Origin of the sequence: Sulfitobacter sp. R86518 (assembly GCF_042466275.1) — a bacterium.
GTDB classification, from domain to species: Bacteria; Pseudomonadota; Alphaproteobacteria; order Rhodobacterales; family Rhodobacteraceae; genus Sulfitobacter; species Sulfitobacter pontiacus.
The window spans coordinates 395742-420779 of sequence record NZ_JAXHCA010000005.1 but is presented as its reverse complement, the minus strand read 5'-3'; the positions used below and the strand labels follow the sequence as shown (position 1 = coordinate 420779).

Genomic DNA, 25038 nt, shown 5'->3' with positions numbered 1-25038 from the left:
TTTGCCAGATAAACTCCGGGGGTGCGGGGGCTGGCCCCCGCGTGCAAACAGCCTATCTTGCACCCCATGCAGACCCTGCCCCCCAAGTTCTCCGACTGGTTCGCCACCAAAGGCTGGTCCATCCACCCCCACCAGCAAGACATGCTGGACAGCGCCGACGCGCCCGCCCTGCTGTTGATCGCGCCGACGGGGGGCGGCAAGACGCTGTCTGGTTTTCTACCCACGCTGGTCGATCTGGCCGACGGCGGCCACGAGGGGATGCACACGCTCTATATCTCGCCGCTCAAGGCGCTGGCCGCGGATATCAAGCGCAACCTCACCACCCCGGTGACCGAAATGAGCCTCCCCATCCGGATCGAGGACCGCACCGGCGACACCTCGCAAGCGCGCAAACGCCGGCAACGCGCCGACCCGCCTCATATCCTGCTGACCACCCCCGAAAGCCTTGCGCTGCTGACCTCCTACGAGGATGCACCGCGCATGTTTAAAGGGCTCAAACGTGTCGTGATCGACGAGATCCACGCGCTGGCCGACAGCAAGCGGGGCGACCAACTGATGCTGGCACTGGCGCGGCTGCAACGCCTGTGCCCGGGGCTGAAACGGGTGGGCCTGTCAGCCACCGTCGAAGATCCCGCCGCCATCGCGCATTTCATGGCGCGTCACCCTGACCCCTGCCCGATCCTGCTGGCCGATCCCGGCCCGCCGCCCGACATCCGGATGCTGCGCACGGACGCGGCCCCGCCGTGGTCCGGCAATGGGGCGGCCTATGCGATTCCGGCGGTGCTCGACCAGATACGCCAGCATAAAACCACCCTGATCTTCCACAATACCCGCGCTCAGGCCGAGATTTTCTTTCACAATCTCTGGCTCGCCAACGAAGATAGCCTGCCCATCGGCATCCACCACGGGTCGCTCGATCGGCAGCAACGCGAACGGGTCGAAGCCGCGATGGTGCGCGGTGATCTGCGCGCGATTGTCTGTACCGGCAGCCTTGATCTGGGGATCGACTGGGGCGATGTCGATCTCGTGATCCAGATCGGTGCGCCAAAGAATGTCAAACGGCTGGTCCAGCGCATCGGGCGGGCCAACCACCGCTATAACGCGCCCTCCAAAGCGCTGCTGGTACCTGCAAACCGGTTCGAGGTGGTCGAATGTGTCGCCGCCCTCGACGCCGTATTGGCAGGCGATCTTGACGGCGACCCGCGCGGCCCCGGCCCCCGCGATGTGTTATGCCAGCATATCCTGATCACCGCCTGCGCCGGCCCCTTCGACGCCAACGCGCTGTATGCCGAGGTGACCTCTGCCGGGGCCTATGCCAGCCTCAGCCGCGCCGCCTTTGACGCCTGCCTCGATTTCTGTGCCACAGGCGGCTACGCCCTGCGCGCCTACGACAGATGGCAACGTCTGATGTGCACAAACGGCAAATGGCACCTGCGCGACCCTCGCAGCAGCCAGCGCATCCGCATGAACATCGGTACCATTCAGGATACGGACACGCTGAAGGTCCGCATGAAACGCAACCGCGGCGGTGCCCCTTTGGGCGAAATCGAGGAAGGTTTCGCCGCCTCGCTCAGCGCGGGCGACACCTTCCTGATCGGCGGCCAGATCGTCAAATACGAGGGGCTGCGGGAAATGACCGTAGAGGTCAGCCGCTCCGCCGCCAAGAAACCACGCGTCGCCACCTTCATGGGCACCAAATTCGCCACCTCGACCCAGCTCTCCGCCCGCGTGCAACGCATGTTCACCCAAGACAGCTGGCCCGAGCTGCCGCGCCACACGGCCGAATGGCTGACCCTGCAACGCGAGGTCAGCCAACTGCCGCAGCCGGGCCGACTGCTGATCGAAAGCTTCCCCCATGAGGGCCGCGCCCAAACGGTCTTCTACGGCTTTGCCGGTCGCAACGCGCAGCAGACGCTCGGGCTGCTGCTGACAAAACGGATGGAGGAACTGGGCCTGAACCCCCTGGGCTTCGTCGCCACCGATTATGCCACGCTGATCTGGGGGCTGGATCCAGTCGACGACCCCGCCCCGCTGGTTGACGCCACGACCCTGCATGACGGGTTGGACCATTGGCTGGCTGGCAATGCGGTGATGAAACGCACGTTCCGCGCCGCCGCCACCATCGCGGGGCTGATCGAACGGAACACCCCCCAAGCCCGTAAGTCTGGCCGGCAGGCGACCTTCAGCTCTGACATCCTGTATGACACCTTGCAGAAATACGAACCCGATCACCTCCTGCTCGACATCACCCGCGAAGAGGCCCTGCGCGGGCTGGTCGACTTTGGCCGGATCGAGGAAATGCTGCATCGTATCAAGGGCCGGATAGACCACCGTATCCTCGACCGTGTCAGCCCGCTGTCCGCACCGCTGTTTTTGGAAATGGGCCGCGTGCCGGTCAAGGGGCAGGCAGAAGAGCGTCTGCTGGCCGAGGAATCCGCGCGGTTGATGGAAGCCTCCGGCCTCGCACAGATCACCCCCGCGCCGGATAACACCCCCCTCAAACGACGCTAGACGTGGCAATCGCTGCGCAGCTGAGTATTTTTGAAAGGGTGAATTAACTTTCGCTTAGGTATTTTGCCCCATGATCACCCCGCGGTACAGGCTGGAGAGCCGATGACCGCAAAGGGTGAAGACGCCCCCACGCCCCTCGGGATCAGGCGGGGGCGTCTTCCGCTTCACCCTTTTTTAAATACTCCTGCGCCCCGCCATAGGCGCGTCCATCGGCCAGCGCCCCTTGCGCCCGCGAGCAAACTTGGTGATGAACGCAGCATGAACATCGGGTATGAATTCGACTTTTGCGGCGCGCGGCTGACGGCGCTTGGCTCTGGTGCCTTGTGGTGGGCAGATCACGGGTTGCTCTGCGTGTCCGACCTGCATCTTGGCAAAGCCGAACGGATTGCGCGGCGCGGCGGCACAACGCTTCCCCCTTACGAGACGACGGACACGTTGACCCGGCTTGCGGCGGCGCTTGATCGTGTGCCGGCGCGTGTCGTGATGTGTCTGGGCGACAGTTTCGACGATCTGCACGCGGCCCATGCCCTACCCGAGCCGGCACGGCTGACGCTGGCGCGGCTGCAGGCGGGGCGGCAGTGGCTGTGGGTAGAGGGCAACCACGACCCCGGCCCCGTCGAACTGGGGGGGAGCATCTGGCCGAGCTTGTGATCGGCCCCTTGCAGTTCCGGCATATCGCGCAGGAAAGCGCGCAGGCCGAGGTTTCGGGGCATTATCACCCCAAGGCTCGGCTGCGGCTGAGCGGGCGGTCGGTGACGCGTCCGGCCTTCCTGTATGACGACCGACGGCTGATCATGCCTGCCTTTGGCACCTATACCGGTGGCTTGTACAGTGACGCGCCGGTGCTACAGGCATTGATGGGTCCGCAGGCCTGCGCCATACTTACCGGACCGCAGCCCACCGCGATCCCCATGCCGCGCTAAGCGCAGCCACGGGGCCGGCCATCCATGTTGAAAGAGCCCCTATGACCCCTCAAGAAATCGCCCGCATCCGCGACAGCTTTGCCGCGCAATCGATGATGCAGACCCTCGGCGCTGAGCTCAGCGATGTGTCGAAGGGGCTCATCCGGATCGAGGCACCGATCCTGCCCGGCACGCGCCAGCAGCAGGGGTTTGGCCACGCGGGGCTGACGTTCTCTATCGGGGACAGCGCCGCGGGCTATGCCGCGCTGACGACACTGCCCTTGGAGTCCGAAGTCGTCACCGCAGAGATCAAGATCAACCTGCTGGCCCCCGCCCGCGGAGACCGGCTGATCGCGATTGGCAAGGTGGTGAAACCGGGCAAGCGGCTTTGTGTGGTCACGGCCGAGGTCTTTGCCCAAACCGGCGACCAGCAGGTGCTGATCGCCTTGCTTCAGGGCACGATGGTGCCGGTTCCGGCAACCGCCGCTTAGGCGGTCAGCCCTTCGGGTTCGGGCAGGTCATGGGCACGGCAGCAGGCCGTGACCGTATTGGCCAGCAGGCAGGCGATCGTCATCGGGCCCACGCCCCCCGGCACCGGGGTGATCGCACCGGCCACCTTGGCGCAGCTGTCAAAATCCACATCCCCGACCAGACGGGTCTTGCCCTCACCCCGCTCTGGCGCGTCGAGACGGTTGATGCCCACGTCGATGATTGTGGCCCCCGGTTTGATCCAGTCGCCCGGCACCATCTCGGGGCGGCCCACGGCGGCGATCACGATATCAGCGCGGCGCACAACAGCGGCAAGGTCTTTGGTCCGCGAATGGGCGATGGTCACGGTGCAGCTGTCGTTAAGCAGAAGCTGGGCCATAGGTTTGCCCACGATATTGCTGCGCCCGATCACGACGGCATCCATCCCCGACAGGGTGCCGTGGTGGTCGCGCAGCATCATCAGACAGCCAAGCGGCGTGCAAGGCACCATGGATTTCTGCCCCGTGCCCAACAGACCGACGTTCGAGATATGAAACCCGTCGACATCCTTGGCCGGATCAATCGCGCTGATCACAAGGTCTTCGTTCAGGTGATCGGGCAAGGGGAGCTGTACAAGGATACCGTGGATCGTGTCATCGTTGTTCAGCGTGTCGATCAGGGTCAGAAGCTCCGCCTCTGATGTGGTGTCTGCCATCCGGTGTTCGACCGATTTCATGCCCACTTCCTTGGTCATCTTGCCCTTGGATTTGACATAGACCTCGGAGGCAGGATCGGCCCCGACAAGCACCACAGCCAGCCCCGGCGTGATCCCGTGATCGTCCTTCAGCCGCGTGACATGCTGGGCGACCTGCCCCCGCACCTGTGCTGCAAATGCCTTGCCGTCAATGATCGTCGCTGTCATGGGGACCGTCCTTTGTCTGTTGTGGCGCTGCTATCACCTGCCACAGCAGGCGAAGGCGCGAAGGGGCGACCCTCCGCGCCCTGTTCATACGCGCTTAGAACAGACCTTCAACATCGCCGATGTCATTGAGACGAATATTTTCGGCAGAAGGCACCCGTGGCAGGCCCGGCATAGTCATAATCTCACCGCAGATGGCCACGACAAAGCCCGCGCCGGCAGACAGGCGCACCTCGCGCACGGGGATGGTAAAGCCGGTTGGCGCGCCGCGGGCTTCGGGATCGGTGGTAAAGCTGTATTGCGTTTTGGCCATACAGACCGGCAGATCGCCATATCCCTGCTCTTCCCAGTCTTTCAACTGGTTGAGGATCTTCTGATCCATCACCGCCCCATCCGCGCGGTAGATCTTTGTGGCGATGGTGTTGATCTTATCGGCCAGCGGCATCGCGTCGGGGTAGAGCGTGGCGAAATCCGCCTGGCCCTTCTCGATCGTCTCGACCACTTTTTCGGCAAGTTCGGCAGAGCCAGCACTGCCCAATTCCCAGTGGCGGGACAGCACGGCCTCGGCCCCTTGCGAGGCGACATAGTCTTTGACCGCTTGCACCTCTGCGTCGGTGTCGGTGACGAAATGGTTGATCGCGACGACGACGGGCACGCCAAAGGATTTCAGGTTCTCGATGTGGCGGCCAAGGTTGGGGCAACCGGCCTGCACGGCGTCGACGTTTTCAGCGCCCAGATCGGCCTTGGCCACGCCGCCGTTCATCTTCATCGCGCGCACGGTGGCCACAACGACTACGCAGGACGGTGCCAACCCGGCCTTGCGGCATTTGATGTTCAAGAACTTCTCTGCCCCCAGATCGGCACCAAAGCCCGCTTCGGTCACGACGTAATCGGCCAGCTTCAGCGCGGTGGTGGTCGCGATGACAGAGTTGCAGCCATGCGCGATATTGGCGAAAGGCCCGCCGTGGACGAAAGCGGGGTTGTTTTCCAGCGTCTGCACAAGGTTCGGCTGCATCGCGTCTCTCAACAGCACGGTCATCGCACCATCCGCTTTGATATCGCGCGCATAGATCGGTTTACGCTCGCGGGTATAGGCGACGATCATGTCGCCAAGGCGCTTTTGCAGGTCGTTCAGGTCTTTGGCCAAACACAAGATCGCCATGACTTCGGACGCGACCGTGATGTCGAACCCGGCCTCGCGGGGGAAACCGTTCGACACACCGCCCAAGGACGCCGTGATCTGGCGCAGGGCGCGGTCGTTCATGTCGACGACGCGGCGCCAGACGACCCGCCGTAGGTCGATCTCCAGCGCGTTGCCCCAATAGATGTGGTTGTCGATCATCGCGCTGAGCAGATTGTGCGCCGAGGTGATGGCGTGGAAGTCACCAGTGAAGTGCAGGTTCATCTCTTCCATGGGCACGATTTGCGCATAGCCGCCCCCCGCGGCCCCGCCCTTCATGCCGAAGTTCGGACCAAGAGACGCCTCGCGGATACAGACGGCTGCGTTTTTGCCGATGCGGTTCAACCCGTCGCCCAGACCAACGGTGGTCGTGGTTTTCCCCTCGCCCGCGGGGGTGGGGTTGATCGCGGTGACGAGGATCAGCTTGCCATCGGGACGGTCCTGCACCGAGTTGATGAACTTTTGCGACACCTTCGCCTTGTCATGGCCGTAGGGCAGCAGATCATCGCTGCTGATGCCCAGCTTTTGCCCGATCTCCTGAATGGGGCGTTTGCTGGCTTCGCGTGCGATTTGGATGTCGGATTTAAAGGTCATATGTCCTCCCTGATGCGCCGTCGGCGTTCTATGTTTCTTATGTCCTCAATACGCCTGTGAGGGCATGGGCAGAGGGGGCAATTCCGACATATCCGGCGCTTGATGCGGCGATCCGGCGGGTGTGTCGCTGATTTGAGCATGGCGGGTCGCTGTGAGCCCGCGCCCCATTGGGCCTAGCCGTGCTGCCAGGCTGGCTGGTCGGGGATGAACAGGCGCAGCGTATCACCGACGCGCAACAGCCCCTCGCGTTCGATCCAGGCGGTCACGCCGCGACGGTTCTCGGCGGCGGATTTGAACTTGGGACCGTGGCCGGGGCTGTCTTGTTCGATCTCGCGCCCGGGCAATACGCAGGGGCGGTTTTCGGTATCAATCGTGATCGTCGCACCCGAGGCAGCCTGCAGCCGCGCATTGGGCGGCACATGGGTGAAATCGGGGATGCCCTTGATCACCATAGACGTGCCAAGGTGCATGGGGTCCAGTGCCTCCATCCCCATGTCGGCCGCGATCAGGGCCATTTCTTCCGCAGACAGGATCGACAGCTGCCGCACGTTCCGGATCTCGGTGCCCTTGGGATAGAGGTTCGTGACCCGCACACAGGACGCGCGGGTCAGCCCCGCGTGCACGTCATCCTCGAAACCGGCATAGCTGGCGAAAGCTTCGCTCCGTGGTTCGGCGCGGATGCCCTTGGCCAGCTTGGGCACCACACCAAGCCATGTGATCGTTGCGGTAAAATCGGTTTCTTTCATCGTCGGCATGACCGGCATCCTTTCGCGCTGCATTGTCCGTAACCTGCGCAAAGCCGCGACAAAAGAAAAGGCCCCGCGGGTGCAGGGCCTTTTCTTTCGTATTCTGGTGATCAATGCCTAGGCGTCAGACGCTTGGCTCAGGCTCCATCCCGCTTGGCGGAGGCGTCTTCTTGCCTTTGGCCTTGGGGATCGCGGTCAGGCTTGGTTTGTCCATGCCGCTGGTGTCGTCGCCGTCCGGGTCTTGGGGCGGTTTGCCTTCCATGACGCGCTTGATCTCCTCGCCGGTGAGAGTCTCGTATTCCAGCAGACCTTGGGCCAGACGTTCGAACTCTTCCTCGTGATCGGTGATCATTTTGTAGGCGCGGTCGTAGCCTTCGTCGATGATGCGCTTCACTTCGGATTCGATCAGCTCTTTCGTGGCCGCAGAAACGCTGAACCCACCCGCGCCGCCGTTGGCTTGGTAACCAGCCGCCGCTTCCGAATAGTCGATGTTCCCGACCTTGTCGGACATGCCCATGCGCATCACCATGCCACGCGCCAACTGGCTGGCCTGCATGATATCGCCCATCGGGCCCGACGACACGGTTTCAGCGCCATATTTGAAGATTTCAGCCGCTTTGCCCGCCATCGTCATGGCGATCTTTTGCTCGGCTTCGTCCTTGAACATCTGCAGTTTGTCCATTTCGGGCAGGCTCATCACCATACCCAAGGCACCACCGCGCGGAATGATCGTGGCCTTATAGACAGGGTCGCATTTCGGCAACTTGATCCCGACGATGGCATGACCGGCTTCGTGGTAGGCGGTCTTTTCCTTCTGGTCCTGCGTCAACACCATCGACCGGCGCTCGGCACCCATCATGATCTTGTCTTTCGCGGCCTCGAAATCCATCATCGCGACAAAGCGACGGCCCACGCGTGCGGCGGTCAGCGCGGCCTCGTTCACGAGGTTCGCCAGATCCGCACCCGAGAAACCGGGCGTACCACGCGCGATAATGCGCAGGTCTACGTCAGGGCCAAGCGGCGTCTTGCGCGCATGCACCCCAAGGATCTTCTCGCGGCCTTTGATGTCAGGATTGCCCACGGTGACCTGACGGTCAAAGCGGCCCGGACGCAGCAAGGCAGGGTCCAGCACGTCTTTGCGGTTGGTCGCGGCGATGATGATCACGCCTTCGTTCGCCTCAAAGCCGTCCATCTCGACCAGCAGTTGGTTCAAAGTCTGTTCACGCTCGTCGTTGCCACCACCGTAGCCCGCCCCACGGGACCGGCCCACGGCGTCGATCTCATCGATGAAGACGATGCAGGGCGCATTTTTCTTGGCCTGTTCGAACATGTCGCGCACGCGGCTGGCACCCACACCAACGAACATCTCGACGAAGTCGGAGCCCGAAATGGTAAAGAACGGCACACCCGCCTCGCCAGCAATCGCCCGCGCCAGCAGGGTCTTACCGGTACCGGGAGGGCCCTCAAGCAGTGCGCCTTTGGGGATCTTGCCGCCCAAACGGCTGAACTTTTGCGGGTTGCGCAGGAATTCGACGATCTCTTCCAGCTCTTCCTTTGCCTCGTCGATGCCCGCCACGTCGTCAAACGTCACACGACCGTGTTTTTCGGTCAGCATCTTGGCCTTGGACTTGCCGAACCCCATCGCCCCGCCTTTGCCACCGCCCTGCATGCGGTTCATGAAATAGATCCACACACCGATCAGCAGAAGGATGGGCAACAGCGACATCAGGAAGGTCTGGAAACCGGATTGCTGCTGGGGTTCAGCGCGCACAGGGATGTCCTTGGACATCAGCAGGCTGGTGACCTCGGCGTCTTCGGGCCGGATCGTGACATAGTCACTGCCATCGGCACGACGGAAACGAACCTGTTCACCATCAAGCGTGACGTTGCGCACGTCCCCTGCTTCGACAGCGGTCACAAATTCGGAATAGCTGATTTCACGGCTTTGCAGCCCGCCAGTCGAGCCGCTGAACAGATTGAACAGCGCCAAAACCAAAAGCATCAATACAACCCAAAAGGCGAGATTGCGCATATTACCCAAAGGAAAGTCTCCTACATCCGGGGGACGGCACCAAACACAGCGCCCAATGCGTGTAAGATAGACACGATCGGCGCATGTTCAATGCGTCATATGTGCGGCGAAAAAGGCATCTTCGCCGCGTTCGAGCACTGCTTGCCAGTTTTGCGACCGACCGACAAGGGGGGCAGCGACCAGTTCCGCGCCCTGCCACACCGCCGGAGAGGCCAGCAAGACACCGCGCGGCACGCCCAAATCGCGCCAATCAGCAAAGCTGCGCAACCCCTTAGCGCCCAAGGCACGGATCGTGGTTTGCGTGTCGGGCGCGGGCGCATCGCCGCAAGGTTCCAGACGCCAGCGGCCATCCCAGAGCGCATCCACCGGTGCATCAACCGCCCGCACCGCCTGTAACTCCCTGTAAATCCACATTTTATCGCGCTTCAAACGCAGCTCGCACCCCTGCACGGTCGCGGCACCGGCATCATCAAGCGCCGTCAGCACTTCTGCCACGGCGCTGCTACGTGGGGCGTAGGTGGCACCGTTGATCCAAGCGATCGTATGGGTCAGCAAACGGCGGCGTGTCTCTGTCGGGAGGGCACACAGCGCCTGCCAATCCATCGCCACGGCACCGCATTGAACGTGAGCATGGGCGCGTGCGGCGGCAAACATCTGCGCGTCAAGCGCGGTACGGGCATCGGCAAGGTGGCGCGAGACATCGGCAAGTGCGGCAGAATCAACGCCCAGGTCGGTCAGCACCGCCAGCGCCTTGCGGATGCGCACCCGCGCGAAGCTGTCATCCTCGTTGCTGGGGTCATCGACCCAAGTCACCCCGCGTTGCTTCAGATGCGCGCGCAGGTCGGCGCGTCGGGCGTTGAGCAAGGGCCTGTGCCAACGCATGCCATGTCGGTCAAAAACCGCAGGCATGGCGGATAGCCCGTCGACCCCTGCCCGGCGCCCCAAACGCATCACGAAAGTCTCTGCCAGATCGTCGGCGGTATGCCCGATGCAGACAGCGCCAATGCCCTGCCCCCGTGCCCAATCCGCCAACAACCGGTAACGCGCCTTGCGGGCCTCGTTCTGCAAATTGCCGCTGTGGTCCCAGCCCGTCCACCTCAACGTGTCATGCGGAACGCCAAGCGCGCGACACTGGGCGGCGACCATCGCGGCTTCGCGGGCGGCCTCCGGGCGCAGGCCGTGATCGACGGTTGCTGCGTGCAGCGCGATCCCGCGGCTGCGGGCATAGTCGTTCAAAAGATGTAAAAGCGCGACAGAGTCGCCGCCCCCCGACACCGCCACACCCAATACGGGCGGCGGCGCGGGGTCAAAGCTGGCGGCGATGCTCTGCGCCAGCGGGTCGGTCATCGGATCACTGGCAGGCAAGCACGCTGCGTTCGGATTGGGCCTGCGCGACGAAGGGGCTTGTGGGGAAGCGCGATGCGACTTCGCCCAAGGTCACGCAGGCTTCTTGGGTTTGGCCCAAGGCCCCCAGAGAGCTGCCAAGCTGGTACAGTGCTTCTGCCGCGACAGGCCCCGCGGGATCGGCGCTAAAGCTTGCTAGATAGGCGCGTGCCGCTTCGCGGGTATCCCCCAGACCGTCCAGCGCATCGCCGCGCCGCAGATCGGCTTCGGGGCCTAGCGGTCCGCCCGGGTAGGTCTGATTGAAGGTCGCAAACTGGTCTGCGGCGCTGCGAAAGTCACCGTCAGCGAGCGCCGCCTTCGCCCGCTCGAAGTCTGTTTTTTCACCCACCGCAAGCTCTGCGGTATTGGTGGGGGTAGACGTATTGGCCAACGGGTCCGCTGGTGCGGGCACGGGCGTGGCAGGTGCCATGGTCGCGGGCATCTCGCCCCCGCCAAGGGTAGAGGTCTGGCCGAGGCTGCCCACGTCGCCGCCTTCAAGCTCCACGAGCCGGAATTCCAGATCACCGATCCGGTTGGTCCCATCGGTGACCACGCGGTTGATCCGGTTTTCCAGCTCTTCGGTTTTAGAGGTCAGGCGCTGCAGTTCACTTTCCATTGCATTGACGCGCTCAAGCACCGACCCACCGGTCACGGCAACGCTCGCGCCGCCCGTGGTGGACAGTTCCCGGCGCAGCTTTTGCACCTCGACATTCAGTACCGTCAGTTCCTGACGCACATCCGCCAAAGTCTGCGCATCCTGCGCCTGCGCTGCGACCGGCCCGAAGGCCAGTCCAAGCGCTACAATCAAAGCAAACCGCATATTAAAATCCTAACCTAACGTAGACGACTTAGCTGGTCAGACCGCCCGCAAGTACGGTCACAGCCCGACGGTTCTTGGCATAGCATGCCTCGCTCGAACAGACTTCGATCGGGCGTTCCTTACCATAGCTTACAACGCGAAGACGGCTGGCGGCGATCCCGCGCGAGATCAAATATTCGCGCGCGGCATTGGCACGGCGTGCGCCAAGCGCAAGGTTGTATTCCCGTGTGCCCTGCTCGTCCGCGTGGCCTTCGATCACGGCTTGGTAATCGGTATTGGTGTTCAACCAGGCTGCCTGACCGTCCAGCGTCGCTTGGCCTTCGGGTGTCAGGTTGGATTGGTCAACCAGGAACAGCACGCGATCCCCAACGGCTTGCTGGAAATATGCCGTAGAAGCCGGGTCGTTCGCGCTGCCGGGGATAATGCCCCCGTTCAGGCCTGCGCCATTCGCGGCACCGTTATTCATGCCGTCCGCGCCAAAGCGGTCAGGGTTGGTACAGGCCGATACGGCCAGCGCTGCGATCAATAGAGTTGCGGTGAGAATGCGGTTCATGGACTGTGCCTTTTTGACGATAGCATTTTAATGTGTCTGTTGTGACGGTGTTACCATAGTGCCTTGGTATTGGGAAACACCAAGGCACTATGGCTGTTGTTTACTTCTGAAGCGGCGACCAAGACGGATCCGATCCGCCCTCTTGGGTGCGCACAGGCTTGAGGTTCCGGCCCGAGATATCGACCGAATAAAGCGACGACGCCCCGCCTGCCCCTTGGGTTTCCCGCGCGAACATGATGACGCGGCCGTTAGGGGCCCATGTGGGGCCTTCATCCAGGAACGACGCTGTCAGCAGACGTTCTTCCGACCCGTCCAGCCGCATCACGCCGATGTGGAACCGGCCCTTGTTCTGCTTGGTAAAGGCCACCAGATCGCCCCGCGGCGACCAGACCGGCGTGCCATAGCGCCCTTCGCCAAACGAGATCCGTGTCGCCTCGCCGCCGGTCGCTGGCATGATATAGAGCTGCTGCGACCCCGAACGGTCGCTTTCGAAAACGATCCGGCTGCCGTCCGGCGAATAGCTGGGCGCGGTTTCAATTGCAGGCGTATTGGTCAGCCGTGTCGACTGGCCGGTGTTGATATCCATCGTGTAGATATCCGTGTTCCCGCCTTGGGTCAGCGAATAGACAACCGTATTGCCGGACGGAGAGAACCGCGGCGCGAAGCTCATGGTGCCTTCGGCGCTTTCCAGCACGCGACGCTGCACCGACCCGATGTCGAGCACATAGATCCGCGGGAAGCCGCTTTCGTAGCTGGTGTAGAGAATACGATCCCCCGAGGGCGAGAACCGCGGTGCCAGCACGATCGACGAGCTGTCGGTCAGATAGCGTACATTGGCCCCATCGTAATCCATCACAGCCAGCCGTTTCGCGCGGTCATCCTTGGGCCCCGTCTCAGAGACATAGACGACGCGGCTGTCGAAATAGCCCCCTTCGCCCGTGATACGCGAATAGACGGCATCGGCCACCTTATGCGCCATGCGACGCCAGCCATCGACCGTGCCCGAAAACTGCAAGCCCGACCCCAGTTCAGCGCCCGAAAATACGTCATACAGACGGAACTTCACATTCAACGTATTGCCCGAGACACTGACGGCACCGGTGATCAGCGCCTGCGCGTTGATCGCCTTCCAGTCAGCATATTGGATCGGCGCGTTAAAATCGCTTACGGTCGAGATATAGGCGCTTGCCGGTACTTCGCGGAACAGACCAGAACCGACAAGATCTTCGGACACGACCCGCGCCAGATCAACGGCCATCTGCCCCGCGTCCCCGCTTTCAGGCTGAAAGCTGGGCACAGCAAAGGGCAAGGGTTCAATCACACCTTCGGTAATCTCGATCCGCAATGGTCCATCCTGCGCCTGCGCGACCGAGGCAACACCGCCGATAAGCGCGAGACAGAGGCTCAGAATTCGTACAATCATTTGATGCGCATCCTTTCAGGATTAAAGGTCATCTCAATATTCTGCCATTGACCGAATTTTTCTACAGGAAGCTGATACCCGCGCGCGCCGCAGCGGATAATTGCCCGCCGTGCGGCCTCGAACGCCTGATTGGCAGCCCCCTGTGATCCGCCCGAACTGCTGGTCATCTTGATCGAATTGGTCTGTGGCGTGCCATCTTGGTTCATTGCGACACTCACCACTACAGTAGTGCGCAATGCCTCGGAGGAAAGGGACCCCACGTTCCAGCACGACGATACCGCCACGCGCAGCAATTCTTTCTCGCCAGCCGACAATGGCGGGCCAGAGGGTGCCGCCGGCGTTGCAGGCGCGTCGGTCTCTCCCATGGCTTCGGCGAGCGCGGCTGCCACGGCGTCCTTATCCGTTGTCGGCTCAGGCGTCGGCTTGGGGGCCTCTGGCTTGGGAGTTTCCGGCTTCGGTGTGGCGGGCTTTGGCGCTTCGGGTTTCGGCGTCTCGGCGGGTGCCTCTGCCACCTGCGGCGCAGGAGGTGTGGGGCGGCGGGCCGGAGGACGTGCGGATTGGGTCGGCGACGCTTTGGGCGCTTCCGTTGCTTCGGTCACAATCTGCGTCGTCGCCTCTTCGGGGGCGGTGGCTTCCTGTGCCTCTTCCACGACCTTCTCTGCCGGCGCATCCGGTGTCGCGGCCTCGCGCAGCACATCATCGGTGCGCGCCTCGGGATCCGGGGCCTCTACGGGTTCGGGTGCCACACGCTCTACAGGGCGCGGCACGGCGACGGGTGCTTCCTCTGGCGTCAGAACGGCGACATCGGCAGGCGGCTCGGGCAGCTCGGGGGCCTGATCGCTCACGTCCTCCGAGGGGGGCGGTGCGATGGGTTCAGGCTCTGGCACAGGCTCGGGTTCCGGGGCGGGCTCGGGCTCCGGCGCAGGCTCAGGGGTCGGTTCCGGTTCGGGTGCAGGTTCCGGGGCAGGCTCGGGCTGCGCTGCGGCCTCCGCCTGCGCGGATTGCGCCGCGGCGACCATCTCGTCATATTGCGCGGCAGAGATGACCGACACCTCCTGCATCTCCACAGGGTCGCTGTGCGAGGTAAAGATATTCCCCAGCAATAGCCAGCCGATGAGCCCCAAGTGACCCGCGCCAGAGATGTAATGCCCCTTGTGCATGGTTACCCGCCTGACGCGCCTGTGCCGTCCAACTTCGGCCCGCCGGTTTCAGTCACCAGACCAATGTTGCTAAAGCCACCTGCGTTCAGCGCCCCCATGACTTCCATGATCGAGGCATAGGGCACAGCCCCATCCGCACGCAGGAACACACGGTCGCTCGCACGCTCCGCCGAAATGGCACGCAGCTTGGCAACCAGATCATCACGCGCGGTTTCTGTCTTCTGGATCTGCACGGACCCGTCCGCCAGAACGGTCACGGTCAACGGCTCCTCCTGCTCGGACGGCAGGGCGGTGGCCGCTGTTTTGGGCAGCTCGACCGGTACGCCAACGGTCAGCAAAGGTGCCGCGACCATAAAGATGATCAAGAGCACCAGCATCACGTCAACGAACGGCGTGATGTTGATCTCTGCCATCGGCTGCGCACGGCCGCGACGGCGGCCACGGCCACCCCCGCCCTGCTTTTTCATCACCCCACCTGCCATGGCTCAACTATCCAGCTGACGGCTGAGGATGGTGGCGAATTCATCAGCAAAGGCTTCGTAGCCGCCCAGAATACGGTCTGAATCCGCACTCAGCTTGTTATAGAAGATAACCGCGGGAATAGCCGCCAGAAGGCCGATGCCTGTGGCCAAAAGCGCTTCGGCAATACCGGGGGCGACGACGACGAGGCTGGTGTTTTGCTGGGCCGCGATCTCGATGAAAGAGTTCATGATCCCGAACACGGTCCCGAACAGACCGATAAATGGCGCGGTGGACCCGGTGGTCGCCAGCACGGGCAAGCCCTTTTGCAGACGCTCTGCCTCTTTGGCAATCGCCACATCCATGCTGCGGTCGATCCGTGCGGTGGCACCGGGGATCAGCCCGCCATCCTCGCGGTGCGACCGGCGCCATTCCGTCATACCGGCGGCGAAAATCTTTTCTGCGGCCCCATCCGGATCCGGCCCGATCGTGTCATACAACCCGTCCAACGGCTCGCCCGACCAGAATGCTTGGTCAAACCGCTCTGCCTCGGCTTTGGCGTGGCGGTACTGGATCATCTTCTGAATGATGATCGACCACGACCAGAAGGACGCGACGATCAGCATGATCATCACGAGTTTTACGGTAATCGTTGCGCGGAGAAATAGACCCAAGAGCGAGAAATCAATCTCGCTTGCCGCCGCCAGCGTTTCTGCTTCCATCGGTTCTGCTCTTTTTGTTGCGCCCAAAAGGGGCTTCATCTGCCTCAACGGCCCTGTTTTCCAAGGCGCTATTTGGCACAAGCTTAGCCGAGTGCAATATCTATTGCTAGGATTATGGGGCCAATCCGCCTGCTAGACGGGGATTGAGCGAAGTTTCGCTGGCAATCGGCAGGGTTTGCCTGACGCCGCGATACAAACAATCGTGACCACCGCCCGGAACAGGACCGTATCGCCGCGTTTGACCTCTTGCTGCATCACCATGCGGGCCGGCGTGATCGACGTGGCCCATGTCTCTACATCAAGCATATCGTCGAAAACCGCAGGCTGAATGTAATCCGCCTCTACCCGCCGCACGGCAAAGACCACGCCTTCGGCCTTCATGGCCAGCTGGTCAATTCCCATCTCGCGCACCCAGTCACTGCGCGCCCGTTCGATATAGCGCAGGTAATTCGCGTAATAGACGATCCCCGCCATATCGGTGTCTTCATAGTAAACGCGGATCGGCAGATGATGGGTCATTGCGCCGCCCCCACCCGCGCGAACAAACGCAGTGCATGAGACGGGTCTTGCGCTGCCACGGGCATCACGGGGTCATAGGCCGCACGCAACAGTGCCGCCACCTCTGGCTTCAGGATCGTCGCCCCCTCGTGCAGAGCAAGTGGCGAAACCTCGCGGAACGCAGTATCAGACCATAGCAAGAACGACTGCACGATCTGCCCCAGTGCCAGGGCTTGCGCGGGCATCGCGCTCAGCTGCTCGTCCATGCGCAGAAAGACGAAACATGCCTTGATGGCACCTGTCTCGTCAAAGCGGAACAGACGATACTGATTGGCCCCCGCCGCATCCAGCTTTTCCACCAACGGGCCAAGATCAGGCACCAGACGGTCAAGATCGGGCACCTCCAACAGCTCTGCCCAATCCTTGAAAAAGAACATCATCAGATTGCTGCCAAGCTCGGGGTCGGTCTCTGACATGCTGTGCCCCGCCAACTGACAGACCGCCTCGATCGCGCTTTTGACCACGGTCAGCGTCGCATCATCCACGCCAAAGACCACAGGTGCCAACGGGCGGCCCCAACGGGCAAAGGCATAGCTGTCGTCGCTTCGGGTAAACAGCGCTTCGATCTCTTGTGGTGTCATCTCAACTTCCAAATGGTCTTAAATCCTCGCCGAAGGCTTCCCCGCCCTCAGCCAAACAAATCGCTTAGGGGTTTGGGCGGTGCCATCCCCAGATGCGACCAGGCTTTCTGCGCCAGCATCCGTCCCCGCGGCGTGCGCTGGATCAGCCCTTGTTGCAGCAGGTAGGGCTCGATCACCTCTTCCAGCGCGTCACGGGATTCAGACAGCGCCGCCGACATGGTTTCGATCCCGACCGGCCCGCCCTGATAATTCTCGGCGATCAGACGCAGATAGCGGCGGTCAGCCCCGTCCAGCCCCAGCTTGTCGACGCCAAGACGGGTCAGCGCCATATCCGCCAGCGCGCGGGTCACGCGGCCGTCGCCTTCGACCACGGCGAAATCCACAACGCGCCGCAGTAGACGGCCCGCAATACGCGGGGTGCCACGGGCGCGCTTGGCGATCTCGCGTGCGCCCCCCTCATCGGCGGGGGCCCCCAGCTTGCGGGCATTGCGATCGACGATGATGAACAACTCATCCTCGGTATAGAACTGCAAACGCGTCGGGATGCCGAAACGGTCGCGCAGCGGCGTGGTCAACAGCCCCATGCGCGTTGTCGCGCCAACCAGCGTGAACGGCTGCAATTCGATGCGCACGGTGCGCGCGGCGGGCCCTTCGCCGATCACGAGGTCCAGTTCAAAGTCTTCCAACGCGGGATACAGCACCTCTTCCACGGCTGGGTTCAGACGGTGGATTTCATCGATGAACAACACATCGCGGGCTTCGAGGTTGGTCAGGATCGCCGCCAGATCGCCCGCCTTTGCCAGCACAGGGCCAGAGGTCATGCGGAACCCGACCCCCAGCTCGCGTGCCATGATCTGCGCCAGCGTGGTCTTCCCCAATCCGGGCGGGCCATGGAACAGCGTGTGGTCCATCGCCTCGCCCCGCTGCTTGGCGGATTGGATGAACACCTTGAGGTTGGCCCGCGCCTCGGCCTGACCGACGAATTCATCCAGCATCTGCGGGCGCAGGGCGCGGTCTATATCACCGGGCTGCGGGTCCGGCCGCAAAGTTGGGTCACTGTCGATCATCAAATATCCAAGCAAGGTTCATACGGACGGCCACGCGGCTATGCGCATCCTATCCTTTGGGGGCAAGCAGTTTCAACGCCGCGCGGATCAGCTGCGGGGTGTCGGCCTCTGGCATCTCTCTGGCGGCTTGCGCCACGGCCCCTGCCGCATCGCCCGGACCATAGCCAAGGTTGCCAAGCGCCGACAGCGCCTCTGCCTGCGCGGACTGGTTCGGCGGGGCCACGGGGCGGCGTTTGGGGGCAGCGGTTTCGATCACCTCTGCTGCGGCCTCGACCTCGCCATGCGCCTCGGCCAGCGAACCGGTCATCGCCATCACCCCCGGAGCCTTATCCTTGAGGTCCAGCACCACGCGCTGCGCGATCTTGGGGCCGACGCCCTTGGCCACTTTGACCGCGTTCCAGTCGCCAAGCGCGATGGCGCGGCTGACACCATCTGGCCCAAGCGCGCCCAGAATGGCCAGCGATGCCTTGGCCCCCACCCCCTGAACGAGAGGTCAGCAGCCGGTGCCATTCTTTCTCCGCCAATGTCTGAAAGCCGAAAAGCTGCATCAGGTCTTCGCGCACCACCAGATCGGTGAAAAGCGCCACGACCTCGCCCACGCCGGGCAGCGCAGCCATTGTCCGGTCAGAGCAATAGACCAGATAACCAACACCACGCACGTCAATCAGCAGATGATCCGGCGCGCGATAATCAATACGTCCTGTGATCTTGCCAATCATGCGCTTGCCCTTGCGACGGCCTGCGCCAATGTCGAGGCCCCCCCGTGATGCGCATGACAGATCGCGATTGCCAAAGCATCCGCGGCATCGGGGCCGGCGATCTCTGCCCCCGGCAATTGCATGCGTACCATATGAAGCACCTGCCCCTTATCCGCGTGGCCGACGCCAACGACCGTTTTCTTGACCGTATTGGGTGCATATTCACCCACCGCCAGCCCCGCCTGCGCAGGCACCAGCATCGCGATCCCCCGCGCCTGCCCCAGCTTGAGCGTCCCGGCACCGTCCTTGTTCACAAAGGTCTGCTCTACCGCCGCGGCATCGGGTCGATAGGTCACCATGATGCGCGTCAACTGAGCATGAAGCGACAAAAGACGCGTGGCAAGATCGGCCCCCTCGGACTGACAAATGCCGTTCGCCACATGCGTGATGCGGCTGCCGGCCACGTCGATGACGCCCCAGCCCATATTGCGCAAGCCCGGATCAATGCCGATTACCCGTATCATATGCCCATTATCCTCAAGAATTTTCTTTTTCCAAGGCAGTAGCACGAAACGCGAACATCCACCAAGGTTTTTGCACCGCGCCACACAAAAGTCACAATTCAACCTGCAACCTGAATTTCGGGACGTGTTGCGACGCTCAAGCCACTGAAAACGACCCCGACGCCAATAGCGGCAAACCCCTTATCCATAGGCGCTAAACCGCCAAATGCTGCTATGCAGCAAACGCAGAACACACATGCGCCGGTGGGTGTTGTGAAGTGTTTTCATTCTGCCTAATTGCACAGCGCACCGCCGGATTATCCGGCTTTTCTTTATTCAAGGATGGCTCCAATGGCTGTTTACTATAATACCCCAACCACCTACGGCACCGCCGCGGCTGTTAACCGCTTTTTCGCGCATCTTGGCGACGTTGTCGGCAGCATCATCAAATGGAACGACGCACGTGTCACACGCAACGCCCTGTCCGCGCTGTCCGACCGTGAACTCGATGATATCGGTCTGGTCCGTGGCGACATCGAACGCGTCGCAATGAATCACTTCATCCGCTAAGGGTCGATGTTTCATAGCGCCCAAGGGGCTGCCAACCCAAAGCACAAGCCACGCACATCTGAATGATCTGCGTGGCTTCATTTATTCTACGACAGTGAAATATGACGGTGCAGGCCACCGTCCCGCAGCGTCCCTATCCGCGAAAGACCGGCCCCAGCTTACGGGCAAGCGTTTGCGTCACCGGATCGACCTGCAAAACCCAAGCCCCCGCCTGCTCGATCACGGTGCCCTGCGCCAAACTGTCCAGCCTGCTGTCATAGGCCGTGGGGCCGATCGCCGCCAGAACGAACCCTTTGAAGCAGACGAACAGGGCCACCAGCGCGACCAGTAATTTGGTCGGCACCCGCAGGCCGCGCCGCGCCGGCCGCGCGACAACCAGCCCGTCGGCGCGGATGGTGGTGTAATAGCCCCGTGCGAGCTTGACGTTCTTACTCTCTAAACTTTTTACGCGTGTCCCAAATTGTTGACGAGCATCAACCATGGCAGCCTCTAGTCGCTAAAGGCCCCCACCTCTCGCAAGATCATAATAAAGCAAGAATGTGTCAAATTCTCTGCATTTCGACCTTGTTCGTGGCGAAAAGTGACAAAGATTATGGCATTTTCTGGACAGTCAACGTGGTCCAGTCACCAATCACCTCTCGGTTGACAAGATTGATGCCGGATCGCGCATAAACCTCGATCACGTCATCCGCCTGTTCGTTTAAAATGCCAGATAGAATTGCATAGCCTTCGGAGGCCAGCGCCTCGGCCATATCGGGGGCAAGTGCGACCAACGGCCCTTTCAGGATGTTGGCGAATACCAGATCGAAGGGCGCGCGCGATGCCAGTTCGGGATGGTCAAACCCCGCGGCCTCGACGCAGATCAAACGGTCGGCCAGATTATTCGCGGCCGCATTGGCGCGGGCCACGTCGACGGCAACCTCGTCGATGTCGCTGGCCAAAACGGGGTTCGGCCAGATGCGCGCGGCTGCCATCGCCAGCACCGCTGTACCGCAGCCGATATCTGCCACGTTCTGCCCGACCATGCCGCCGTTCGCCAACCGGTCCAACGCGCGCAAGCAGCCCAATGTGGTGCCGTGGTGCCCGGTGCCAAAGGCCATCGCTGCCTCGATCAACAGCGGCTCGCAGTCTTCGGGCACCTTGTCCGCGTCATGGCTGCCGTAGACAAAGAACCGCCCTGCCTCGACCGGCGACAGCTCGCGGCGCACATGGGCGACCCAATCGGTTTCCGGCAGCTCTGACACGACAAATTCCTTCGCCCCCATAGAGGCCGCCAGCACCGCCAGCGCTGTCTCATCCGGGCTTTCCTCGAAATAGCCGCCGACTTCCCACAGGCCCGAGCCGTCTTCCATCTCGAAAACGCCGACACCGGTGGGTTCCGGCACCAGCCGCTCCATCGCCTCGCCCAAAGCATAGGCGGGCTTGCGTCCTTCAAGGGTCGTCAAAGCTGTGAATGTTGGCATGGGAAACTCCGTCAGGATCGCCGATATCGCCGTGCGACGTCCGGCTATGTCAGGGGGTGCTACTCGGCCGGGGCCGGCAGCGGATTGGAAAAGATCGTCTCGTGGCCCGGCACGGGATGGCGCGGGATCATCAGTGACAGCAACAGCGACACCAGCGCCATCCCCGCCGCAAGGAAAAACACCGCCGCGGGCGAGATCAGCCACAGCAGCCCCAGCCCCACAGGCAGGAACACCGCCGCGATGTGATTGATGGTAAAGGCCACCGCCGCTGTCGGCGCAATGTCGGCAGGGTCGGCAATCTTCTGAAAATAGGTCTTGAGCGCGAGCGCCAGCGCAAAGAACATATGATCCAGCACATACAGCGTCGCGGCCACCACCACGCCCCAGCCCAGATAGTAGACGCCGCCATAGGCCAGAAACACGATGATCAGCCCGATGTATTCAAAGCTCAACGTGCGGCGCTCGCCAAAGAAGCCGACTGCACGGCCCATCAGCGGAGCAAAGATCATATTGGCGATCAGGTTGATCAGATAGAGCAGGGTGATTTCATGCACATCAAAGCCAAAGCGTTCGACCATCATGAAGCCCGCAAAAACGACAAAGATCTGCCGCCGCGCGCCAGACATGAATTGAAGCGCATAATACAGCCAGTACCGCTTGCGCAGCACCATCTTCTTGACCTGCGGTGTCGGGGCCTCGAACTGCGGATAGGCCAGCAGCGCGACCAGCGCGATCACCGCCGTCACCCCGCCGCCAATCAGATAGACGATGTTATAGGACAGCGACAAGGTATCCCACAGCGCCATGATCGCCAGATAGGCCACCAGCGTCGCCAATGACCCCGCCGCCATCAGCCAGCCGATCATGCGCGGCGCGTCCTCGATCTTGAGCCACTGCAGCTGCAGCGACTGGTTCACCGTCTCGTAATAGTGGAACCCGATAGAGCTGAGCATGGTGATCGTCAGGATACCGCCCATCGACGGGAACCACGCGGTCAGCGCCGTCGCCACCCCCAGCAGCACCAGTGATACCAACCCCAATACCTGTTCGCGCACGAACAGAATAATCGCGATCACGCCGACCGCCAGAAAGCCCGGTATCTCGCGCACCGTATGCAGCAAGCCGATGTCTGATCCGTCGAACCCGGCGACCTCAATCACAAAGTTATTCAGCAGCGCCGACCATGTGTTGAAGGCAATGGGCATCGCCAGCGCCATCAGGAACAGCAGCGCCACAGGGCGGCGCCAGAACGGTTGATGCTTGGCATCTTCAAGGGTCACATATTGGGTCATGGGCAATTCCTTACCCCCGTTCCTGCCCCTTGACGAGATCAAATCACCCGCCTCACGCCCATGCTCCGCGCAACCGCAGCTTCCAAATGGCCCAAAATCCTCGCCGAAGGCCCTTGCCCCGCAGGGGCAAGCGCGTCACACCGCTAATAAAAACTCTGCGGGTCGATATCGACGGCGATGCGCACATCATTCTTCAACCGCAGCTGTGCGACCCATTTCGCCAATGCCTCTTGCAAGGGGGCGGCCTTTTCGGCCTTGACCAGCAGCCGCACCCGATGGCGCCCGCGCACCCGTGCGATTGGCGCGGGCGCGGGCCCATAGACCTGCGCGCCGATAGCCCGCAGCGGCGCATCCTGCCGCGCCAGCTGGTTGCCCGCATCAAACAGCGCGGCCACATCGGGGCCGCTCAGGATGATGCCCGCCATCCGGCCATAGGGCGGCACGCCGGCGTGGCGGCGCTCTCCGGCTTCGGCTTTCCAGAACCCCTCCTCGTCCCCTGCCAGAATGGCGCGGATCACCGGGTGATCCGGCTGAAAGGTCTGCAACAGCGCGGTGCCCGGAGCCTCGGCCCGTCCGGCGCGCCCTGCCACCTGCCGCATCAACTGATAGGTTCGTTCTGCCGCGCGCAGGTCCGATCCCATCAGCCCCAAGTCCGCGTCAATGACCCCCACCAGTGTGAGGTTGGGAAAGTTGTGCCCCTTCGCAACCAGCTGCGTGCCGATGATGATATCCGCCGCCCCGTCGGCGATCCCTGCAATCTCGGCCTTGAGCGCGCGGGCCGAACCGTACATGTCCGAGCTTAGCGTCGCGACCCGCGCCTCGGGCCAAAGCGCTGCGGCTTCTTCGCCCAGACGTTCCACCCCCGGCCCCACGGCAGCCAGCTTGCCTTCGGCCTCGCACGACGGGCAGACCTCGGGCATGGGCTTGCTTTCGCCGCATTGGTGGCAGACCAGCCGTTTGAGGTAGCGATGTTCGACCATCCGCGCATCGCAATGATCGCAGCCGATCTGATGCCCGCAGGCGCGGCACAGGGTCACCGGCGCATAGCCGCGACGGTTGATGAACAGCATCGCCTGCTCGCCCCGTTCCAGCCGCTTGTCGACCTCGACCTTCAACGTGGGCGACACCCATTTATCGCTCGGCAGGCCTTCGCTGCGCATGTCGATCGCGCCCATCGTCGGCATCACCGCCGGCCCAAAGCGCGATGTCAGCTCGACCCGCGTATATTTGCCCGCCTCGGCGTTGGCCCAGCTTTCCAACGACGGTGTGGCAGAGGCCAAAACCACCTGCGCCCCGCAGATGGACGCCCGCAGCACCGCCATGTCACGGGCGTTATACAGCACGCCTTCTTCCTGCTTGTAGGAGGTGTCATGTTCCTCGTCGACGACGATCAGACCAAGGTTCTGGAACGGCAGAAACAGCGCCGACCGCGCACCGATCACCACCTGAGCCTGTCCCTGCCCGACCATTTTCCAGATGCGACGCCGCTCTGTCATCGTGGCACCCGAGTGCCATTCCGCAGGCTTTGCGCCAAACCGCGCCTGCACACGGTGCAAGAACTGTTCGGTCAGCGCGATTTCCGGCAGCAGCACCAAAGCCTGCCTGCCGGATTTCAGCGCAGCGGCGACGGCCTCCAGATAGACTTCGGTCTTGCCCGATCCGGTCACGCCCCGCAGCAAGGTGGTGCCATATGTGCCCGAGGCCACCCCCGCCGCGAGCAGCGCCGAGGCCGAGGCCTGATCCTCCGTCAGCTCTTTGCTGGGCAAGCTCGGGTCCATGCGCATGAACGGCAGATCGCGCGGGCTGTCCTGTTCCAGCACTGCGCCCTGGGTCACCAACCCCTTGATCACCGACGCCGTCACCCCCGACATCTCGGCCAGTTCCTTGAGCGTGAACGAAAGGTCGCCATACTCCGCCAGAGTTTCCAGCACGCGACGGCGCGCGTCGGTCATCCGGTCAGGCTCCCCCTCGCCACGCCGGTAAATCTTGCGCATCGACGGCGGGTCGCCCAGCCCCGGCGCACGCGTCGCCAGCCGCAGCATCGCGGGCATCGGCGTCAGCGTATAGGCGGCGGCACGGGTCAGAAAACTGCGCAGTTCTTCGCGCATGGGGGCCGCATCGAGCACGCGGATCACCGACCGTATCTTGGACAGATCGTAGTCCCCCTGCCCAGCGCCCCAGACGACACCGATTACCTTGCGCGGGCCTAAAGGCACCTCGACGAAGGCCCCCATATGGCAGCCGCCTTCGGGCGCTTTGTAATCCAGCGCACGGCCCAGCGGCTGGGTGGTCATCACGGCCACCAGCTCATTTGCATGAAAAAATTCTGGCGGTTTCACCAATCGCTCCGGAACGGGGTTACGGGAATTAGGGTTCCAGCTTGGCGGATGATGCGCTAAAGCCCTAGGCGACAGACATAGCCATTCCTGCTGCC

Annotated in this window: 22 protein-coding genes and 2 pseudogenes; 4 read left to right on the top strand and 20 right to left on the bottom strand. The window is 62.5% G+C overall.

Going from position 1 to position 25038, the window contains the following annotated elements; translation table 11 throughout:
• Positions 1–66 precede the first annotated feature (66 nt).
• The 3 genes and pseudogenes from SJY36_RS02845 (at position 67) to SJY36_RS02835 (ending at position 3904) form a co-directional block, all read left to right on the top strand.
• The gene (locus tag SJY36_RS02845) at positions 67–2511 is read left to right on the top strand and encodes a ligase-associated DNA damage response DEXH box helicase (RefSeq protein ID WP_386172849.1); all 2445 of its coding nucleotides are present in this window, start codon (positions 67–69) and stop codon (positions 2509–2511) included.
• Positions 2512–2769: 258 nt separating this feature from the next.
• A pseudogene (gene pdeM / locus SJY36_RS02840) lies at positions 2770–3434 on the top strand (ligase-associated DNA damage response endonuclease PdeM).
• Positions 3435–3475: 41 nt separating this feature from the next.
• On the top strand, positions 3476–3904 hold the full coding sequence (locus SJY36_RS02835) for a PaaI family thioesterase (RefSeq protein ID WP_278375954.1): 429 nt from the start codon (positions 3476–3478) through the stop codon (positions 3902–3904).
• Here the strand turns inward: SJY36_RS02835 and folD are convergent.
• The 16 genes and pseudogenes from folD to ruvC form a co-directional block, all read right to left on the bottom strand.
• Positions 3901–4803: a bifunctional methylenetetrahydrofolate dehydrogenase/methenyltetrahydrofolate cyclohydrolase FolD gene (gene folD, locus SJY36_RS02830; protein WP_037965050.1), complete on the bottom strand. Its 903-nt coding sequence runs from the start codon at positions 4801–4803 to the stop codon at positions 3901–3903. The genes SJY36_RS02835 and folD overlap by 4 nt on opposite strands.
• 94 nt (positions 4804–4897) lie before the next feature.
• The gene (locus SJY36_RS02825) at positions 4898–6574 is read right to left on the bottom strand and encodes a formate--tetrahydrofolate ligase (protein WP_386172847.1); all 1677 of its coding nucleotides are present in this window, start codon (positions 6572–6574) and stop codon (positions 4898–4900) included.
• A 173-nt stretch (positions 6575–6747) separates the two neighbouring features.
• On the bottom strand, positions 6748–7329 hold the full coding sequence (locus SJY36_RS02820; RefSeq protein WP_386172845.1) for an MOSC domain-containing protein: 582 nt from the start codon (positions 7327–7329) through the stop codon (positions 6748–6750).
• 115 nt (positions 7330–7444) lie between these two features.
• Positions 7445–9361, bottom strand: coding sequence for an ATP-dependent zinc metalloprotease FtsH (gene ftsH / locus SJY36_RS02815; RefSeq protein WP_005851657.1), 1917 nt, complete (start codon positions 9359–9361; stop codon positions 7445–7447).
• Positions 9362–9439: 78 nt separating this feature from the next.
• Positions 9440–10699 (bottom strand): tRNA lysidine(34) synthetase TilS, encoded by a 1260-nt coding sequence (gene tilS / locus SJY36_RS02810; protein ID WP_386172842.1) that lies wholly within the window; start codon positions 10697–10699, stop codon positions 9440–9442.
• 4 nt (positions 10700–10703) lie between these two features.
• A complete protein-coding gene (gene ybgF / locus SJY36_RS02805) occupies positions 10704–11555 on the bottom strand; it encodes a tol-pal system protein YbgF (protein ID WP_005851655.1) in 852 nt (283 codons plus the stop codon).
• 28 nt (positions 11556–11583) lie between these two features.
• The gene (gene pal / locus SJY36_RS02800) at positions 11584–12108 is read right to left on the bottom strand and encodes a peptidoglycan-associated lipoprotein Pal (protein WP_005851654.1); all 525 of its coding nucleotides are present in this window, start codon (positions 12106–12108) and stop codon (positions 11584–11586) included.
• A 100-nt stretch (positions 12109–12208) separates the two neighbouring features.
• Positions 12209–13531, bottom strand: coding sequence for a Tol-Pal system beta propeller repeat protein TolB (gene tolB, locus SJY36_RS02795; RefSeq protein ID WP_005851653.1), 1323 nt, complete (start codon positions 13529–13531; stop codon positions 12209–12211).
• Positions 13528–14691 (bottom strand): energy transducer TonB, encoded by a 1164-nt coding sequence (locus tag SJY36_RS02790; RefSeq protein WP_386172840.1) that lies wholly within the window; start codon positions 14689–14691, stop codon positions 13528–13530. The genes tolB and SJY36_RS02790 overlap by 4 nt, the downstream gene beginning before the upstream one ends.
• A gap of 2 nt (positions 14692–14693) precedes the next feature.
• Positions 14694–15173, bottom strand: coding sequence for a protein TolR (gene tolR, locus SJY36_RS02785; protein WP_243251264.1), 480 nt, complete (start codon positions 15171–15173; stop codon positions 14694–14696).
• Between the two features lie 3 nt (positions 15174–15176).
• Positions 15177–15872, bottom strand: a complete 696-nt coding sequence (tolQ, locus tag SJY36_RS02780; RefSeq protein ID WP_005851646.1) for a protein TolQ — start codon at positions 15870–15872, stop codon at positions 15177–15179.
• A 132-nt stretch (positions 15873–16004) separates the two neighbouring features.
• The gene (gene ybgC / locus SJY36_RS02775) at positions 16005–16391 is read right to left on the bottom strand and encodes a tol-pal system-associated acyl-CoA thioesterase (RefSeq protein ID WP_005851645.1); all 387 of its coding nucleotides are present in this window, start codon (positions 16389–16391) and stop codon (positions 16005–16007) included.
• Complete coding sequence (locus SJY36_RS02770; protein WP_180828729.1) at positions 16388–17011, bottom strand: hypothetical protein; 624 nt, start codon at positions 17009–17011, stop codon at positions 16388–16390. The genes ybgC and SJY36_RS02770 overlap by 4 nt, the downstream gene beginning before the upstream one ends.
• 47 nt (positions 17012–17058) lie before the next feature.
• Positions 17059–18078, bottom strand: a complete 1020-nt coding sequence (gene ruvB, locus SJY36_RS02765; protein ID WP_386172837.1) for a Holliday junction branch migration DNA helicase RuvB — start codon at positions 18076–18078, stop codon at positions 17059–17061.
• 49 nt (positions 18079–18127) lie between these two features.
• A pseudogene (gene ruvA / locus SJY36_RS02760) lies at positions 18128–18797 on the bottom strand (Holliday junction branch migration protein RuvA).
• Complete coding sequence (gene ruvC / locus SJY36_RS02755; protein WP_009826106.1) at positions 18794–19300, bottom strand: crossover junction endodeoxyribonuclease RuvC; 507 nt, start codon at positions 19298–19300, stop codon at positions 18794–18796. Before ruvC ends, ruvA begins: the two are co-directional and overlap by 4 nt.
• Before the next feature lie 330 nt (positions 19301–19630).
• Between ruvC and SJY36_RS02750 the strand changes: the two genes are divergently transcribed.
• The gene (locus tag SJY36_RS02750; protein ID WP_005851636.1) at positions 19631–19849 is read left to right on the top strand and encodes a DUF1127 domain-containing protein; all 219 of its coding nucleotides are present in this window, start codon (positions 19631–19633) and stop codon (positions 19847–19849) included.
• 133 nt (positions 19850–19982) lie between these two features.
• Here the strand turns inward: SJY36_RS02750 and SJY36_RS02745 are convergent, their stop codons facing one another.
• The 4 genes from SJY36_RS02745 to SJY36_RS02730 form a co-directional block, all read right to left on the bottom strand.
• Positions 19983–20330, bottom strand: coding sequence for a hypothetical protein (locus tag SJY36_RS02745; RefSeq protein WP_037943314.1), 348 nt, complete (start codon positions 20328–20330; stop codon positions 19983–19985).
• Between the two features lie 109 nt (positions 20331–20439).
• Positions 20440–21312 carry a 50S ribosomal protein L11 methyltransferase gene (locus tag SJY36_RS02740; RefSeq protein ID WP_386169899.1) on the bottom strand — a complete coding sequence of 291 codons (873 nt, stop codon included), beginning with the start codon at positions 21310–21312 and terminating at the stop codon, positions 20440–20442.
• A gap of 59 nt (positions 21313–21371) precedes the next feature.
• Positions 21372–22604, bottom strand: a complete 1233-nt coding sequence (locus tag SJY36_RS02735; protein WP_064216169.1) for an MFS transporter — start codon at positions 22602–22604, stop codon at positions 21372–21374.
• A 143-nt stretch (positions 22605–22747) separates the two neighbouring features.
• Positions 22748–24943, bottom strand: coding sequence for a primosomal protein N' (locus SJY36_RS02730; RefSeq protein ID WP_386172834.1), 2196 nt, complete (start codon positions 24941–24943; stop codon positions 22748–22750).
• Between the last annotated feature and the right edge of the window lie 95 nt (positions 24944–25038).